The 14,742-nt window shown below is 66.2% G+C and carries 14 protein-coding genes and 1 tRNA gene; 10 read left to right on the top strand and 5 right to left on the bottom strand.

Annotated elements, in window-relative coordinates:
* Nucleotides 1-3: 3 nt before the first annotated feature.
* Both CBM2594_RS10190 and CBM2594_RS10185 read right to left on the bottom strand, forming a co-directional pair.
* The gene (locus CBM2594_RS10190; RefSeq protein ID WP_116356728.1) at nt 4-1,548 is read right to left on the bottom strand and encodes an AdeC/AdeK/OprM family multidrug efflux complex outer membrane factor; all 1,545 of its coding nucleotides are present in this window, start codon (nt 1,546-1,548) and stop codon (nt 4-6) included.
* A 109-nt stretch (nt 1,549-1,657) separates the two neighbouring features.
* A complete protein-coding gene (locus CBM2594_RS10185; RefSeq protein WP_116356727.1) occupies nt 1,658-2,143 on the bottom strand; it encodes a MarR family winged helix-turn-helix transcriptional regulator in 486 nt (161 codons plus the stop codon).
* A gap of 187 nt (nt 2,144-2,330) precedes the next feature.
* Between CBM2594_RS10185 and typA the strand changes: the two genes are divergently transcribed.
* Nucleotides 2,331-4,151, top strand: a complete 1,821-nt coding sequence (typA, locus tag CBM2594_RS10180) for a translational GTPase TypA (protein ID WP_116356726.1) — start codon at nt 2,331-2,333, stop codon at nt 4,149-4,151.
* A gap of 50 nt (nt 4,152-4,201) precedes the next feature.
* Here the strand turns inward: typA and CBM2594_RS10175 are convergent, their stop codons facing one another.
* Nucleotides 4,202-5,065, bottom strand: coding sequence for a sterol desaturase family protein (locus CBM2594_RS10175; RefSeq protein WP_116356725.1), 864 nt, complete (start codon nt 5,063-5,065; stop codon nt 4,202-4,204).
* Between the two features lie 231 nt (nt 5,066-5,296).
* On the opposite strand from CBM2594_RS10175, the gene CBM2594_RS10170 reads away from it, so the two are divergent.
* From CBM2594_RS10170 to CBM2594_RS10135, 8 genes are all read left to right on the top strand, one after another.
* Nucleotides 5,297-6,862, top strand: a complete 1,566-nt coding sequence (locus CBM2594_RS10170; protein WP_116356724.1) for a methyl-accepting chemotaxis protein — start codon at nt 5,297-5,299, stop codon at nt 6,860-6,862.
* Between the two features lie 105 nt (nt 6,863-6,967).
* The gene (locus CBM2594_RS10165; RefSeq protein ID WP_116356723.1) at nt 6,968-8,056 is read left to right on the top strand and encodes an enoyl-CoA hydratase/isomerase family protein; all 1,089 of its coding nucleotides are present in this window, start codon (nt 6,968-6,970) and stop codon (nt 8,054-8,056) included.
* A gap of 128 nt (nt 8,057-8,184) precedes the next feature.
* The gene (locus CBM2594_RS10160) at nt 8,185-8,742 is read left to right on the top strand and encodes an NADPH-dependent FMN reductase (protein WP_116356722.1); all 558 of its coding nucleotides are present in this window, start codon (nt 8,185-8,187) and stop codon (nt 8,740-8,742) included.
* A gap of 166 nt (nt 8,743-8,908) precedes the next feature.
* Nucleotides 8,909-9,922, top strand: a complete 1,014-nt coding sequence (gene dusA / locus CBM2594_RS10155) for a tRNA dihydrouridine(20/20a) synthase DusA (RefSeq protein ID WP_116356721.1) — start codon at nt 8,909-8,911, stop codon at nt 9,920-9,922.
* Nucleotides 9,923-10,919: 997 nt separating this feature from the next.
* Nucleotides 10,920-11,198 (top strand): hypothetical protein, encoded by a 279-nt coding sequence (locus CBM2594_RS10150; protein WP_174077521.1) that lies wholly within the window; start codon nt 10,920-10,922, stop codon nt 11,196-11,198.
* 99 nt (nt 11,199-11,297) lie between these two features.
* A tRNA-His gene (locus tag CBM2594_RS10145) sits at nt 11,298-11,373 on the top strand.
* Between the two features lie 227 nt (nt 11,374-11,600).
* Nucleotides 11,601-11,897 (top strand): hypothetical protein, encoded by a 297-nt coding sequence (locus CBM2594_RS10140; protein ID WP_116356720.1) that lies wholly within the window; start codon nt 11,601-11,603, stop codon nt 11,895-11,897.
* Between the two features lie 62 nt (nt 11,898-11,959).
* On the top strand, nt 11,960-12,424 hold the full coding sequence (locus CBM2594_RS10135) for a hypothetical protein (RefSeq protein WP_232346595.1): 465 nt from the start codon (nt 11,960-11,962) through the stop codon (nt 12,422-12,424).
* Between the two features lie 41 nt (nt 12,425-12,465).
* On the opposite strand, the gene CBM2594_RS10130 is transcribed toward CBM2594_RS10135, so the two are convergent.
* The gene (locus tag CBM2594_RS10130) at nt 12,466-12,636 is read right to left on the bottom strand and encodes a hypothetical protein (RefSeq protein WP_012353085.1); all 171 of its coding nucleotides are present in this window, start codon (nt 12,634-12,636) and stop codon (nt 12,466-12,468) included.
* 114 nt (nt 12,637-12,750) lie between these two features.
* Nucleotides 12,751-13,404 carry a transcriptional repressor LexA gene (gene lexA, locus CBM2594_RS10125; protein WP_115703541.1) on the bottom strand — a complete coding sequence of 218 codons (654 nt, stop codon included), beginning with the start codon at nt 13,402-13,404 and terminating at the stop codon, nt 12,751-12,753.
* A gap of 269 nt (nt 13,405-13,673) precedes the next feature.
* Between lexA and CBM2594_RS10120 the strand changes: the two genes are divergently transcribed.
* Nucleotides 13,674-14,666 (top strand): asparaginase domain-containing protein, encoded by a 993-nt coding sequence (locus tag CBM2594_RS10120; RefSeq protein ID WP_116356718.1) that lies wholly within the window; start codon nt 13,674-13,676, stop codon nt 14,664-14,666.
* Nucleotides 14,667-14,742 lie beyond the last annotated feature (76 nt).

Below are 14,742 nucleotides of genomic sequence, written 5' to 3'. Positions count from 1 at the left end.
GGCTCAGCCGCGGGCGCCCGCCTGGGGGTTGGCCGGTTGCTGCGCCTGGCCGTGGGCGACGCTGTCGTGGCCCTCGGCGGGCTCCTGGTAGCCGCCGCCGAGCGCCTTCATCAGGCCCATCTGCAGGTCCAGCCGGCGCGCCTGCAGGTCGGTCGCCAGGCGGCGCTGCTGCAGCACGTTGCTTTCCGCGTTGAGCACGGTCAGCTGCGTGCCCAGCCCGGCCTTGTAGCGCGTGGTGGCCAGCGCGTAGGCGTGTTCGGCCAGGTCCAGGGCTTCGCGCTGGGTCTGGATCTGCTTGTCGACGCTGCGGATGCTGGTCATGGTGTCGGCGGTCTCGCGCAGCGCATCGACCAGCGCCTGGTTGTAGTTGGCCACGGCGATGTCGTAGCCGGCGTACTTGCCCTTCAGGTTGGCGCGCAGCTTGCCGCCTTCGAAGATCGGCAGCCGGATGGTCGGGCCGATGCCGAAGGTGCGGCTGATGCCCATCAGCAGCTTGGACGGGTCCAGCGCGGCCAGGCCCGCAAACGCGCTCAGGCTGACGTCGGGCAGGAATTCCTTCTTGGCGACGTTGATGTCCTTCGACGCGGCCTCGACGCGCCAGCGCGCCGCGACCAGGTCGGGCCGGCGGCCCAGCAGGCCGATGGTCAGGTTGTCGGGCAGCGTCGGCGTGGCCTGCGCCAGCAGCACCGGGCGCTGGATCTGCAGGCCGCGGTCCGGGCCCTTGCCGAGCAGCGCCGCCAGCTGGTTGCGGGCCAGCGCGATCTCTTCATCGACGCGCTGCAGGTCGGTCTGCGAAGCCGCCACCGTGCCGCGCGCCTGGGTGGTTTCCACCTGGGTGTCCAGGCCGGCGGCCAGGCGCTGGCGCGACAGCTCGGTCAGGTCGCGGCGCTGGGCGATGGCGCGCTCGGCCACGTCGCGCTGCGCATACAGCGCGGCCAGCCGCGCGTAGTTGCGCGAGATCGACGTCGCCAGGATCAGGCGCGCGGCCTGGCTTTCGGCCTCGGCGGCGCGGTCGTCGGACAGCGCGGCCTCGAGCGCGTCGCGGTTCTTGCCCCAGAAGTCGAAGTCGTAGGACAGGCCCACCTGCAGGCGCGACTGGTTCTGCCACGAGCCCGCCAGCGGCGTGCCCTCGAACAGGTCGTTGTTGGAGAAGCGCTGGCGCAGCAGGCTGCCTTCGAACTCCAGGTGCGGATACAGCGCGCTGCGCGTGGCCTCGGCCATGGCGCGCGAGGCCTCCACGCGGGCAAACGCCGCCTGCAGGTTTGGGCTGTCCTGGATTGCCTCGTCGACCAGCGCGTTCAGCTGCGGGTCCCGGAACTGGCTGACCCAGTCCTGCGACGGCCACTGGCCGTGTTCGTCGGGCAGGGTTTGCGCGGTGGCCATCGCGGCCGGATCCGCCATGGTCTGCGTGCTGTGCGAATTGCCGAGCGCGGCGCAGCCGGCCAGCACCGCGGCAGCGATCGCGGTCAGCGCCAGCGTGCCGGCACGGCGCGCCAGTTCGCGGGAGCTGGCAGGCTGGGAAAATCGGAAAGACAGAACTGGTTTCATGGTGTTGCTCCGTGGCCGGAGCCATACGGTTTCTACGGGCTGGTACGGTGTCGGGCTGGCCTGGCCAGGCCTGACGATCTGGCGTGCCGGAAGGCCGGCGCGCTGCCCGCTACCCGCTGTTGTTGTCGATGACCCGCCGCAGCATGCTGCGCAGCAGCTGGATCTCGTCCTCGGAAAAGCCACGGAAGTGGTGCGCGAGGACCTTGCAGAAGATGGCGGGCAGTTGCTGCACCAGTTCCTGGCCCTGCGGCGTCACCGACAGGTCGACCACGCGACGGTCGGCATCGCGGCGCCGGCGCTCGATCAGGCCGCGTTTTTCCATGCGGCTGAGCAGCCGGGTGACCGAACCCATGTCGGTATTCAGTTCGCGGCCGAGATCGGTGACGGTCGACGCGCGCCCGGTCGCGAGCATCATCAGGCAGCTGGCCTGGGCCTGCGTGATGTCCAGGCTGCCGACCTCCTGCTCGACGCCGTGCGCCAGCATGTTCTTGGCGCGCTGCATCAGGTAGCCGACGCTGTCGCACATCTGGTACTCGGCGGGATCGAACGAACCGGCCGCAGGAGCGGGCGGAACGGAAGCGGGTGGTCGTGACATCTTTGCCTTTGCAATCTTTGCTGAGGCAAATATATGCTCACGTTTAACGATCCGCAAGAACGGAAATTTGTTATTGCGGAATCTGCAATGATTTTCCCTATGCCTGCGGCGGTTCCGGTCAACGCATCTTGCGCCGCAACATGCTAGAATGTCGGGTTACCTCAGATTCTCCAAGCGAGACGCAGCAATGACCCGCGCCATCCGAAACATCGCCATCATCGCCCACGTCGATCATGGCAAGACCACCCTGGTCGACCAGCTCCTGCGCCAGGCAGGCACCTTCCGCGACAACCAGCAAGTCGCCGAACGGGTGATGGACTCGAACGACCTGGAAAAGGAACGCGGGATCACGATTCTCGCGAAGAACTGTGCCGTCGAGTACAACGGCACCCATATCAATATCGTCGACACCCCGGGCCACGCCGACTTCGGCGGTGAAGTGGAGCGCGTGCTGTCGATGGTCGACGGCGTGCTGCTGCTGGTCGATGCGGTCGAAGGCCCGATGCCGCAGACCCGCTTCGTCACGCGCAAGGCGCTGGCGCTGGGCCTGAAGCCGATCGTGGTGGTCAACAAGATCGACCGCCCGGGCGCGCGCCCGGACTGGGTCATCAACCAGACCTTCGACCTGTTCGACAAGCTGGGCGCGACCGACGAGCAGCTCGACTTCCCGGTGATCTACGCCTCGGGCCTGAACGGCTTTGCCGGCCTGACCGAAGACGTGCGCGACGGCGACATGAAGCCGCTGTTCGAGACCGTGCTGGACAAGGTGCCGGTGCGTGACGACGACCGCGACGGCCCGCTGCAGCTGCAGATCATCTCGCTGGACTACTCCAGCTACGTCGGCAAGATCGGCGTGGGCCGCATTTCGCGCGGCCGCGCCCGCCCGCTGCAGGACGTGGTGGTCAAGTTCGGCCCCGAAGGCAACCCGATCAAGGGCCGCATCAACCAGGTGCTGAAGTTCCAGGGCCTGGAGCGCGAGATCGTGCAGGAAGCCGAGGCCGGCGACATCGTGCTGATCAACGGCATCGAAGAACTGGGGATCGGCTGCACCGTGTGCGCGCCGGAAGCCCAGGACGCGCTGCCGATGCTGAAGGTCGACGAGCCGACGCTGACCATGAACTTCTGCGTCAACACCTCGCCGCTGGCCGGCCGCGAAGGCAAGTTCGTCACCAGCCGCCAGCTGCGCGAGCGCCTGGATCGCGAGCTGAAGTCCAACGTGGCGCTGCGCGTGGCCGATACCGGCGACGACACCATCTTCGAGGTGTCGGGCCGCGGCGAACTGCACCTGACCATCCTGCTGGAAAACATGCGCCGCGAGGGCTACGAGCTGGCCGTGTCGCGTCCGCGCGTGGTGTTCAAGGAAATCGACGGCGTCAAGTGCGAGCCGTATGAGCTGCTGACCGTGGACGTCGAAGACGGCCACCAGGGCGGCGTGATGGAAGAGCTGGGCCGCCGCAAGGGCGAGCTGCTCGACATGGCGTCGGACGGCAAGGGCCGCACCCGCCTGGAATACCGCATCCCGGCCCGCGGCCTGATCGGCTTCCAGGGCGAATTCCTGACGCTGACGCGCGGCACCGGCCTGATCAGCCATATCTTCGACGACTACGCACCGGTGCGCGAAGGCGGCCTGGGCGAGCGCCACAACGGCGTGCTGATCTCGCAGGACGACGGCGATGCCGTGGCCTACGCGCTGTGGAAGCTGCAGGACCGCGGCCGCATGTTCGTCAAGCCGGGCGATGCGCTGTATGAAGGCATGATCATCGGCATCCACAGCCGCGACAACGACCTGGTCGTGAACCCGATCAAGGGCAAGCAGCTGACCAACGTGCGCGCCTCGGGTACCGACGAAGCCGTGCGCCTGGTGCCGCCGATCCAGATGTCGCTCGAATACGCGGTGGAATTCATCGCCGACGACGAACTGGTCGAACTGACGCCCAAGAGCATCCGCCTGCGCAAGCGCCACCTTAAGGAGCACGAGCGCAAGCGTGCTGCCCGCGAAGGCGCATAAGCGCTCGAGCACTGGTCAAAAAAAACCGCGCCTGCCCGGCGCGGTTTTTTTTATTGCGTGCCCGGCTGCGTCGCCGGCACGGCGGCACGCGGGCTGCGCCATTCCGGCGGCTTCCACAGGTAGCGCAGGTCGCGGTCGCGCCAGGCGTCCGCGAACATATCGCGCCATTCGTGGAAGGTCAGCGTCAGCGGGTCATGGCTGCGCACCTGGCGGGTGATGCCGTAGACCGGCGCCTCGCGCTCGGGCACGAAGGTGCCGAACAGGCGGTCCCAGATCGTCAGCACGCCGGCATAGTTGCGGTCGATGTACTGCGGGTTCTTCGCATGATGGACGCGATGGACCGAAGGCGTGTTCAGCAGCCGCTCGACCCGCGGCCAGCGTGGCCCGAGCCGCGTATGGACAAAGAACTGGAAGGCCAGGTTCAGGCCCACCGCCAGGATCACCCAGTCCGGCGAGAAACCCAGATACGCCAGCGGAATCCAGAACAGCCACATGCCGGATAGCGGGTAGGTCAGGCTCTGCCGGAACGCGGTCGAGAAGTTCATGCCCTCCGACGAATGATGCGTCACGTGCGAGGCCCACAGCCAGCGCACGCGGTGGCTGGCGCGATGGAACCAGTAGTAGAGGAAGTCCTGCAGCAACAGCAGCAGCGCGAACGACCACAGCGTCTGCGGCATGGCCTGCAGGCCGTGCTGGTAGCACCACGTATAGACGGTGCGGACCATCAGCCAGAGGAAGAACGCGTCCGAAGCCTGGTGCATCAGCGCCAGCGCCGCGTTGGAGAGCGTGTCGCGCAGGCTGTAGACGGCAGGGTCGCGGCGCGCCCAGTACCACGCTTCGGCGCCGATGGTCAGCACGAAGACCGGCGCGAAGGCCAGCAGCACGAGTCCGGGATCGAGCGAGGCGGGGTTCATCCCGGCAGTTTGCCCGTTCGCCGCGAAATTGCCACGAGGGCTTCCTCCAAACGCGCGATGCGCGCCGCATCCGCCACTTAATGGGGATGCTGTACTACCGCGCAATTCTGTCACGCGTGTGAAGGCCACCAATACCGGTAAAGGATGCGGCGACGGCGCCGTAGATGGACAGGGCAGCGGCGCGGCGCGCCGCCTTCATTCCAGTTTCCTCTTTTCCCCGGAGCCTCATCCATGTTCAGGAACACGACCATCGGCGCCCGATTGTGGTTTTTCACGATCGTCATTAATGTGTTGTTGCTGATTGTCGGCGCCGTCGGCTGGCTTGGCATGTCGCGCAGCAACGAGGCGACGCACCAGATCTATGAGCAGCAGCTGTCGGCCGCGGTCCACCTGGCCGAAGCGCGCTCGAACCAGTTGCTGGTGCGTGTGCTGCTGGACCAGGCTACCTTCGCCGCCGATCCGGCCGATGCCAAGGCGCGCGCCGCGACCGCGGAAGGCTTTGCGCGCGATTCGGAGCAGGCCTGGAAGGCCTATCTGGCGCTGCCGCGTTCGGCCGACGAAGCCAGGGTCGTCGAAGACGTGACCGCCAAGCGCGATGCGCTGTTCAAACAGGGTGTCGCGCCCATGATTGCCGCGCTGCATGCCGGCGATCGCGACGGCGTGATGAAGGCCGTGCTGGAAACCATTCCGCAGCTCGATATCGCCTTCACTGCCGTCAATACCGAACTGAACAAGCTGCAGGTGGCGAGCGCGAAGCAGGTCTACGAGGCTTCGCAGCAGCGCTACCGCAACCTGTTCACGCTGTCCGTCTGCGTGCTGGCCGTGGGGCTGCTGTTCAGCACGGTGGTGGCATGGCGCCTGCGCCGTTCGATCGTGCAGCCGCTGGATACCGCGATTGCGCGCTTCGAGACAATTGCCGGCGGTGACCTCAGCGTTGCCGCGTCCGGCGCCGACGTGCAGGCCGATGAGGCCGCACGCAGCGAGACCGCGCGCATGCTCGGCATGCTGGGCCGGATGCAGGCCAGCCTGGTGGCCATGGTGGGCGACGTGCGCGGCGGTGCCGACTCGATCGCAGCGGCCAGCAAGCAGATTGCCAGCGGCAATGCCGACCTGTCGCAGCGCACCGAGCAGCAGGCGGCGTCGCTGGAGGAGACCGCTTCCAGCATGGAAGAACTGACCAGCACCGTGCGCCAGAATGCCGACAGCGCCCGCGAGGCCCGCGCACTCGCCACCGATGCCGCCACGCTGGCCGGGCGCGGCAGCGATGCCGTGCTGCGCGTGGTCAATACCATGCAGTCGATCGACGCCAGCTCGGGCAAGATCGTCGACATCATCGACGTGATCGAGAAGATCGCATTCCAGACCAATATCCTCGCGCTGAACGCCGCGGTGGAAGCCGCGCGTGCCGGCGAGCATGGCCGCGGCTTTGCCGTGGTGGCGGGCGACGTGCGCGACCTGGCGCAGCGCTGCGCCGGTGCCTCGAAGGAAATCCGCGCGCTGATCGGCGCCTCGGTGGCCAATGTGCGCGAAGGCTCGGGGCTGGTCGATGAGGCGGGGCGCGCGATGCAGGACATCGTCGATGCGGTGCAGCGCGTCAGCGCCATCATCGGCGATATCAGCGCGGCGTCGGACGAGCAGTCCAACGGCATCGAGCAGGTCAACGTTGCCGTGTCGCAGATGGACAGCATGACGCAGCAGAATGCCGCGCTGGTCGAGCAGGCCGCGGCCGCCGCGGCCTCTCTGGAAGAGCAGGCGCAGCGCCTCACCTCGCTGGTGGCGACGTTCCGGCTGGCCTGAGCGGGCAGGGCGCATGCGTGTCCGCATGCGCCGCAAGCGGCCCATGGGCGTGCGCTGGCCAGGGTGACTGGCGTAAAATCGCCAGTTGCATTGGAGGAGTACGACATGACTGAATTCGTCACGACCGAGGTCCGCGGTGGCATCGGGTACCTGACGCTGAACCGCCCGCAGGCGCTCAACGCCCTGTCGCTCGACATGATCCGCGCCATCACGCAGGCGCTGCAGGACTGGTCCGCCGCCCCCGAGGTGGCAGCCGTGGTGGTGGCCGGTGCCGGCGGCAAGGCATTCTGCGCCGGCGGCGATATCCGCTATTTCCACCAGGCCGCGCATGCGGGCGATCCGCTGCTCGACCAGTTCTTCGTCGAGGAATACGCGCTCAATTTCCTGATCCATCGCTACGCCAAGCCCTATATCGCGCTGATGGACGGCGTGGTGATGGGCGGCGGCATGGGCATCTCGCAGGGCGCGCGCCTGCGGCTGGTTACCGATCGCACCAGGATGGCCATGCCCGAAACCAATATCGGGCTGTTCCCGGATGTGGGTGGCGGCTGGTTCCTGGCGCGCACCTCCGGACGCATCGGCGAATACCTGGGCCTGACCGGGACCGTGATCCACGCCGCCGACGCCTTGTACGCAGGCCTGGCCGACGCTTACCTGCCGGGCAACCGCCTAGCGGAGCTGGTCGATTCCCTGCGCGCGCAGCAGTTTGGCAGCGGCGATGCGGTGCTGGCGCATATCGACACCTTCACCGCCGCGCACCGCGCGGATTGCGTGCCGGCGCAAAGCACGCTGGCCGGGCTTGCCGGGCAGATCGACCAGCTGTTCGCCGGCAATACCGCGCAGGACATCCTCGCCGCGGTCAGCGACGCCCCCGGCGACTGGGCCGCGCAGACCGCCGCCATGCTGCGCAGCCGCTCGCCGCTGATGCTGTGCGTCACGCTCGAGCAGATCCGCCGCGCGCGCGGCATGTCGCTGGAAGACGAGCTGCGCATGGAGCTGGACATGATGTACTACGTGTTCCGCAAGGGCGACGGCGTCGAAGGCATCCGCGCGCTGGCGGTCGACAAGGACCACAAGCCGCGCTGGCAGTACGCACGGCTCGACGAGGTAAGCCGCGAGAAGGCACTGTCGTTCTTCGACAGCCCGTGGCGCCCGGAGGAACACCCGCTGGCGGCGCTGGGCAAGCGCGCCTGACCTCGCCGCACGGAACACGCCGGCGCCGACTCGGGTAGAGTGACGACAGGTTCTGGCGCCCGTTGCGCGGCCATGCCGTGCGCGGGCGCCGCCTGTGCCATTCCGTCCACACCGTCAAAGGAGCCGCAATGAGTGATCCTCGTGATGTCGTTGTTCTGGTAGGAAGCCTGCGCAAGGAGTCATACAGCCGCAAGCTGGCCAAGGCGCTGATCGCGCTCGCGCCGGCGCAGCTCAAGCTGGAGATCGTCGAGATCGGCAGCCTGGAGCTGTACAACCAGGACCTCGACGACAAGCCGACCCAGGCCTGGACCGCGTTCCGCGACCGCATCCGCCGCGCCGACGCGGTGCTGTTCGTGACCCCGGAATACAACCGCTCGGTGCCGGCGCCGCTGAAGAACGCCATCGACGTGGGCTCGCGCCCCTATGGCAGCAGCGTCTGGGACGGCAAGCCCGGCGCCATCATCAGCGCATCGCCGGGAGCCATCGGCGGCTTCGGTGCCAATCACCACCTGCGCCAGTCGCTGGTGTTCCTGAATGTCCCGATCCTGCAGCACGAAGCGTATATCAGCGGTGTCGACAAGTTGTTCGACGAACAGGGCGGGATTGCCAATGAGTCGACCAAGGGCTTCCTTGGCAAGTTACTGACCACGTTTGCCGCGTGGATCGAGCGCACCGCGCCGCGCTGAGCCCTAGTCAGCGGGGGCAGCAGAGCCTGGCGCGGTAGCCTATACTCACGTCTTCGCGCGGGCCCCTGCGGCCCTTGGGGGTGCCGTGATCTGCATATGACACGGCGCCGCCTGCCTGGACTTGCGACGCTGCCGCGTCCGGCCCGTCTCCAACTGCTGTATTTCCATGAACGTAAATCCCCGCCGCATTTCGGTTGCGCCGATGATGGACTGGACCGACCGTCATTGCCGCATGTTCCACCGCCAGCTCAGCCGCCACACCTGGCTGTATACCGAGATGGTGACCACCGGCGCGCTGCTGCATGGCGACGTGCCGCGCCACCTCGACTTCGATGCGGCCGAGCACCCGGTCGCGCTGCAGCTGGGCGGCAGCGAGCCGGCAGACCTCGCCATGGCGGCGAAGCTGGGCCAGCAGTGGGGCTATGCGGAAATCAACCTGAACTGCGGCTGCCCGTCCGAGCGCGTGCAGCGCGGCGCCTTCGGTGCCTGCCTGATGGCGGAGCCGCAACTGGTGGCCGACTGCGTGAAGGCGATGCGCGACGCGGTGGAAATTCCGGTGACCGTGAAGCATCGCATCGGCATCGACAAGATCGAGCACTACGATTTCGTGCGCGATTTTGTCGGCAAGGTGGCGCAGGCGGGTTGCGGCACGTTTATCGTGCATGCGCGCAATGCGATCCTGAAGGGCCTGAGCCCGAAGGAAAACCGCGAGATTCCGCCGCTGCGCTATGAGGTGGCATACCAGCTGAAGCGGGAATTTCCCGACCTGGAAATCCTGATCAACGGCGGCATCGTCAGCCATGACGAAATCGCTGCTCATCTCGAGCATGTCGACGGCGTCATGATCGGACGCGAGGCGTATCACCAACCGTATTTCCTGGCCGAGATGGACGCGCGCTTCTATGGCGATGCCAGTGCGCCGGTGCCGTCGCGGCTCGACGTTGAACTGGCGATGCAGCGTTATATCGGCGACTTCGTTGAGCAGGGCGGATATATGGGTGCCGTGACACGGCACATGCTCGGCCTGCATCGCGGCATCGCCGGCGGACGTGGCTGGCGCCGCGTGCTGTCCGATGCGAAGCGCATGCATGCGGCACGCACGCGGACCGATGTGGAGGCGCTGTTCGACGAAGCGCGCACGCATTTGCGCCCGCACACGCAAGAGCCGCTGGCCGCGTAAGCATGCATTGCCTCGTGCCATGCCGAGGCTGCGCTCTAACTTCGAATCGTGAAAATATGCATGTCGGCACGCGGGTTCCGCGCGCCGCACATGAGATGCCGGATCGCCCGGAAACCGGCATCCGGAAAGGGATTCCCCTAATTCGCTGAGGCAGGGCACTTTCTTACACTGTGCCTGCCCTCGAATACAGGGCTTTCTTCAACTGATTATTAGCCCGCTCCGGCGGGCTTTTTTTTCGTCGGCACGCTGCTGCTGCCAGCATTGCGCGCTTCGATCTTCGTTTACCCGAATGGTGCATTCCCCGGCCGGCAGTTACAGTGCAACGGCCTTCAGGGCATTTGAGATCGCTAAATTTAAGAGTCCGCGCTGCGGACTCTTTTTTTGCGCGCTCGCCTGGCACCACCTGGATGAACGGGTTTGACCAGCCTTGCGGCCAAGCGTTCCATCGGTCACGCGAAAATTGGATTCCGCGGGACAAGCAGTGCGGCGGCTATCGCGTATGGCTGACGCCGATGTCCAGCGTGCCGTAAGTCGTGATGCTCGATTCCCTGCCGTCGGCACCGCCGCCTGCAGCGCATCCGCCAAGCAAGGCCGCCAGTGCCACTGCCGCAAGAACCCCCGTCCTCCATCTACACTTGTTCTGCATGGTCTGTTCCCGACGTTCGATCACGTCGGTTGGGCTCGCGCGGGGTCCAGAGGTTCCATTGCAGGCATGGTGCGGCATGGAAACGTCGAATGCCCAGAGGAAGGGAAAAAGAGGCAGGCGGCCCATTGGGGCGGGCCACCTGACGGGAAGGTCGAGGGGGGTCAATGTCCCTCTGACTGGAGTATCGCTTCGGGCACGTACCGCATGAACCCTGCAGAGGTAGGGGCTGTGCGAGGCATATTCGGCAGGCGGGCGTGGCCGGAAGTCATCCAGGACCCGTGATACGATTTCCACACGCTCCCCAGGCGAGATCAGGCGCGGTATGCGGACCGTGCCGGCAGGGGAGGCAGCATGGGCAAAGACAACGTGGAAAAAGAAGCGCCTTTCGGCGTGGTCTATGAAGACTTCAGGGTGATCTGGGTGGCCGAGCAACTCCAGGATGGCAAATGGACGGCGCGCTACTGCTGGCACCCCGGCACCTCGGAAGCTGCAGGCAAGGCGTTGCAGGAGGCGGTGCTGAACGGCAAGTCGCGCCGGCTGCTGGGCCAGTTCGATACCGAAGCCGAAACCATCGCAGCGATCAAGCAGGCGGTGCTGCTCGAGGCCAAGTGGAGCCCGCCCCGGTCCTAGCGATGACCAAAATTTTTTGTGCGGGATACTAGCCATCTCGGAAATCTGTTTGTATAATCTTGTTTTTCGTCGATCAGCGCTTCGCTGATGACCTCTACGGTGGCTGTAGCTCAGTTGGTAGAGTCCAGGATTGTGATTCCTGTCGTCGTGGGTTCGAGTCCCATCAGCCACCCCAAGATTCCACGCAAAACGGCGCCTGATTCAGGCGCCGTTTTGCTTTCCGGACCCGGTCAGGGTTTGGGGCACGGCGGGTCGCCTTCACTACCGCTCCCTCCGGCGGTCATAGACCTTCGCCACCATGCGCGCATACGCAATCCGCCCGGCTACTGCGTAACGCTTTGATGCAGCGGCCGGCGACCCCGGTTGCTATGCTCGCCGCATTCTGCTTCCCGAATTTTCCCTATGCTCCGGACGCTCGCCGCTACTGTTTCCTTGTTGTGTCTGATGACGCCATCGCTGGTGCAGGCCGACGATCGCGATTATCGCCGTGGCGAGTACAAGGAGAAGTTCCGTAGCGGCGGCTGCGAGGTCGAGCGCGAGCAAAAGCGCGATGGTGAATACAAAGAGGAGCGCAAGTGCAAGGGCGGGCCGCGCGGTTATGAGCAGAAGCAGAAATATCGCGAAGGCCCTTGCCTGATCGAGCGCGAGTGGAAGCGCGACGGGGAATTCGAAGAGAAGATCGAGTGCAAGCGCTGGTAACTGGTAAGCGCCTTGCCATGCCAAACGCCGTTGCTGGCTGATGGCAAAGGTCGAGATGGCGCGTGGCCCTTGCGCGGGTTAAAATCCGCACCCGGCGCCCACAATACCTGCACGTCAAAGGGCGCCGTTTTGCATTCCCCGGGGGTGGTATGTTGGTTCGAACGGCACTGATTGGCGCAGCGATGGCAACCCTGGTGGCAGGGTGTGCCACCGGTACTTCCGAGAAGGATATCCGCGCACGCCCGCCGATGCGCCTGCTGACGCAGGCCAAGATGGCCGATGTTGCGAAATGCCTGCGCAATAATCTCGGCGATGAAGCTACGCTGGTCCAGCTGCCGGCGAAAAACCAGACCGAGATCCGCATCGGCCAGATCGCGGCAAACGGGCAATACCAGTACGCCTACCTGATCTCTCTGACGGCGCAGGCCGACGGCACGGCGCTGGAATTGCGCAAGACCGATACCTGGTTTCCCCAGCTGACGCCGACGGAACTGGAAGCCGAAGCCAAGGCGTGCGCGCGTAGCTGAGCGGCAGCGAAGTCCCGGCCGCGGGACGGTGCCCGCGAATATCAGGCGGCCAGCTTTTCGGTGGTTTCCAGTTCCAGCATGCGGCAGATTGCCGCCATGCTGCCGACCATGGTGCGGCGCTGCGTACCCTGATAGACGCGTACGCCCTTGCTCTGGCGAAACGGCACGGGCTTGACCGGACGACGGGCGGCGACGTGGTGGATTTGCGGCATGGTGGCACCTCTTTTTTAGGCAAAGCGGGGTCAACACCCGGCAAGCCGGGCGGCGTCTGCAAAGCAAGGGAAGCGGGTGGGCCCGCGCGGGATGAACCCCGCGATGGTGCCCGGCTAGAAGCCGGAAGAACGGATCAGCCCGACGGCGATGCCTTCCAGCGAGAACTCTTCACCGGGCTCGACGATGATGTTGGTGAAGTCCGGGTTCTCGGCAATCAGTTCGATATGGCCGCCGCGCCGCTGCAGGCGCTTGACGGTGACGTCGTCGCCCAGTCGTGCCACCACGATCTTGCCGTTGGCGGCTTCGCTGGCGCGGCGCACGGCGAGCAGGTCGCCGTCGAGGATGCCGGCGTCGCGCATGCTCAGCCCGCGCACGCGCAGCAGGTAATCCGGACGTTCATCGAAGACCGAGGCGTCGACCTGGTACTGGCGGTCGATATGCTCGGCGGCCAGGATGGGGCTGCCTGCCGCCACGCGGCCTACCAGCGGCAGCGTCAGCTGCATTACGCCGGCCATCGGCAACGAGAACTGGTCCGGCAGTTCCGAATCGCTGCGCGACACCTTCAGGCGGATGCCGCGCGACGCGCCCGGCGTCAGTTCGATCACGCCCTTGCGCGCCAGCGCCCGCAGATGTTCTTCGGCGGCATTGGGCGAGGAGAAGCCGAACTCCGCTGCGATCTCGGCGCGAGTGGGCGGAAAGCCGGTGCGGCGGATCGTGTTGCGGATCAGATCGAAAATCTGCTGCTGCCGGGGTGTCAGGGTCGCCATGGGATCGCCGTTCCGTGCAGGGCCGCTGGCATGGATGACGGAGGCTATCGTCCGTTATCCAGTATCCGGCGGGCCGGGCACTGTATGTTTAAACAGTATGCTGTGATTTTATACAGTATCGGCGTCAGTGCAAGCAGAATTTTGAGGCGTGTCGCATGGACACCGGCCAGGGCGGCGGATCCCGGCTGCGGCAAGCCGCGTGCGCCCGCTACAATCCAATCGCGTTTCCTCGCGGCTGCATTTTCAGAACAACATCCTTGCGCGCTCCCATGACCCAATTGCCTCGCATCGTCGTATTGGCCACCGGCGGCACCATTGCCGGCGCGGCCGGCAGCGCCGCCAGCAGCGCTCGCTACCAGGCGGCGACCGTGCCGGTGGCGACCTTGCTGGCCGCCGTGCCGCCGCTGCAGACGGTGGCCCGGATCGAGGCCGAACAGGTGGCGCAGGTCGACAGCAAGGACATGACCTTCGCGCTCTGGCAGACGCTGGCGGCGCGGGTGGAGTACTGGTCTGCGCAGCCCGGCGTTGCGGGCATCGTGATCACGCACGGCACCGACACGCTGGAAGAAACCGCGATGGCGCTGCACCTGACGCAGTCGTGCCCGGTGCCCGTGGTGCTGACCGCGGCGATGCGGCCGTCGACGTCGCTGTCGGCGGACGGGCCGCTGAACCTGCTGGACGCGGTGCGCGTCGCCGCCCATCCGGATGCGCGCGGCAAGGGCGTGCTGGTCGTATTGAACCAGCAGATCCATGCAGCAAGGGATGTGGCCAAGGCGCATACGTCGGCGGTCGATGCCTTTGTCTCGCCGTGCGGGCCGCTGGGTTTCGTCCAGGACGACTACGTGCGCTTTACCCGGTCCCCCCGCGCCGCGTGGACCATCGGCCCGATGCCGGCGGCCTGGCCGGTGGTGGAGATCGTCGCCAGCTACGCCCAGCCCGGCCGGGTGGCGGTGGACGCGCTGGTGCGGGCCGGCGTCGCCGGGCTGGTCGTGGCCGCCTCCGGCAATGGCTCGGTCCATGAGGTGCTGGCAGCGGCCCTGGCCGACGCCGCGGCGGCCGGGGTCGCGGTGGTGCGCAGTTCGCGCACCGGCGCCGGGCATGTGGCGATCCCGCCGCAAGCCAGTCCTGCCGACGGGGTCTTCGTGTCGGCGGCGGACCTCAATCCCTATAAGGCGCGCGTGCTGCTGGCCGTGGCGCTGGCGGCGGATGCCGGGCTGGCGCGCGATCCCGGCCGGCTGCAGGCGGTGTTTGCCAGCGCCTGATTTGCCCGTGAAATCAGTGCCTTGCGCTGTTGCCGTGGTGCGGGCTATAATCTAAGGCTATTCAACCTTGCCACAC

The organism is Cupriavidus taiwanensis, from assembly GCF_900249755.1.
Taxonomy (GTDB): domain Bacteria; phylum Pseudomonadota; class Gammaproteobacteria; order Burkholderiales; family Burkholderiaceae; genus Cupriavidus; species Cupriavidus taiwanensis_D.
Note: the sequence above shows the minus strand (reverse complement) of the source record. Positions and strands in the feature narration are given on the sequence as shown.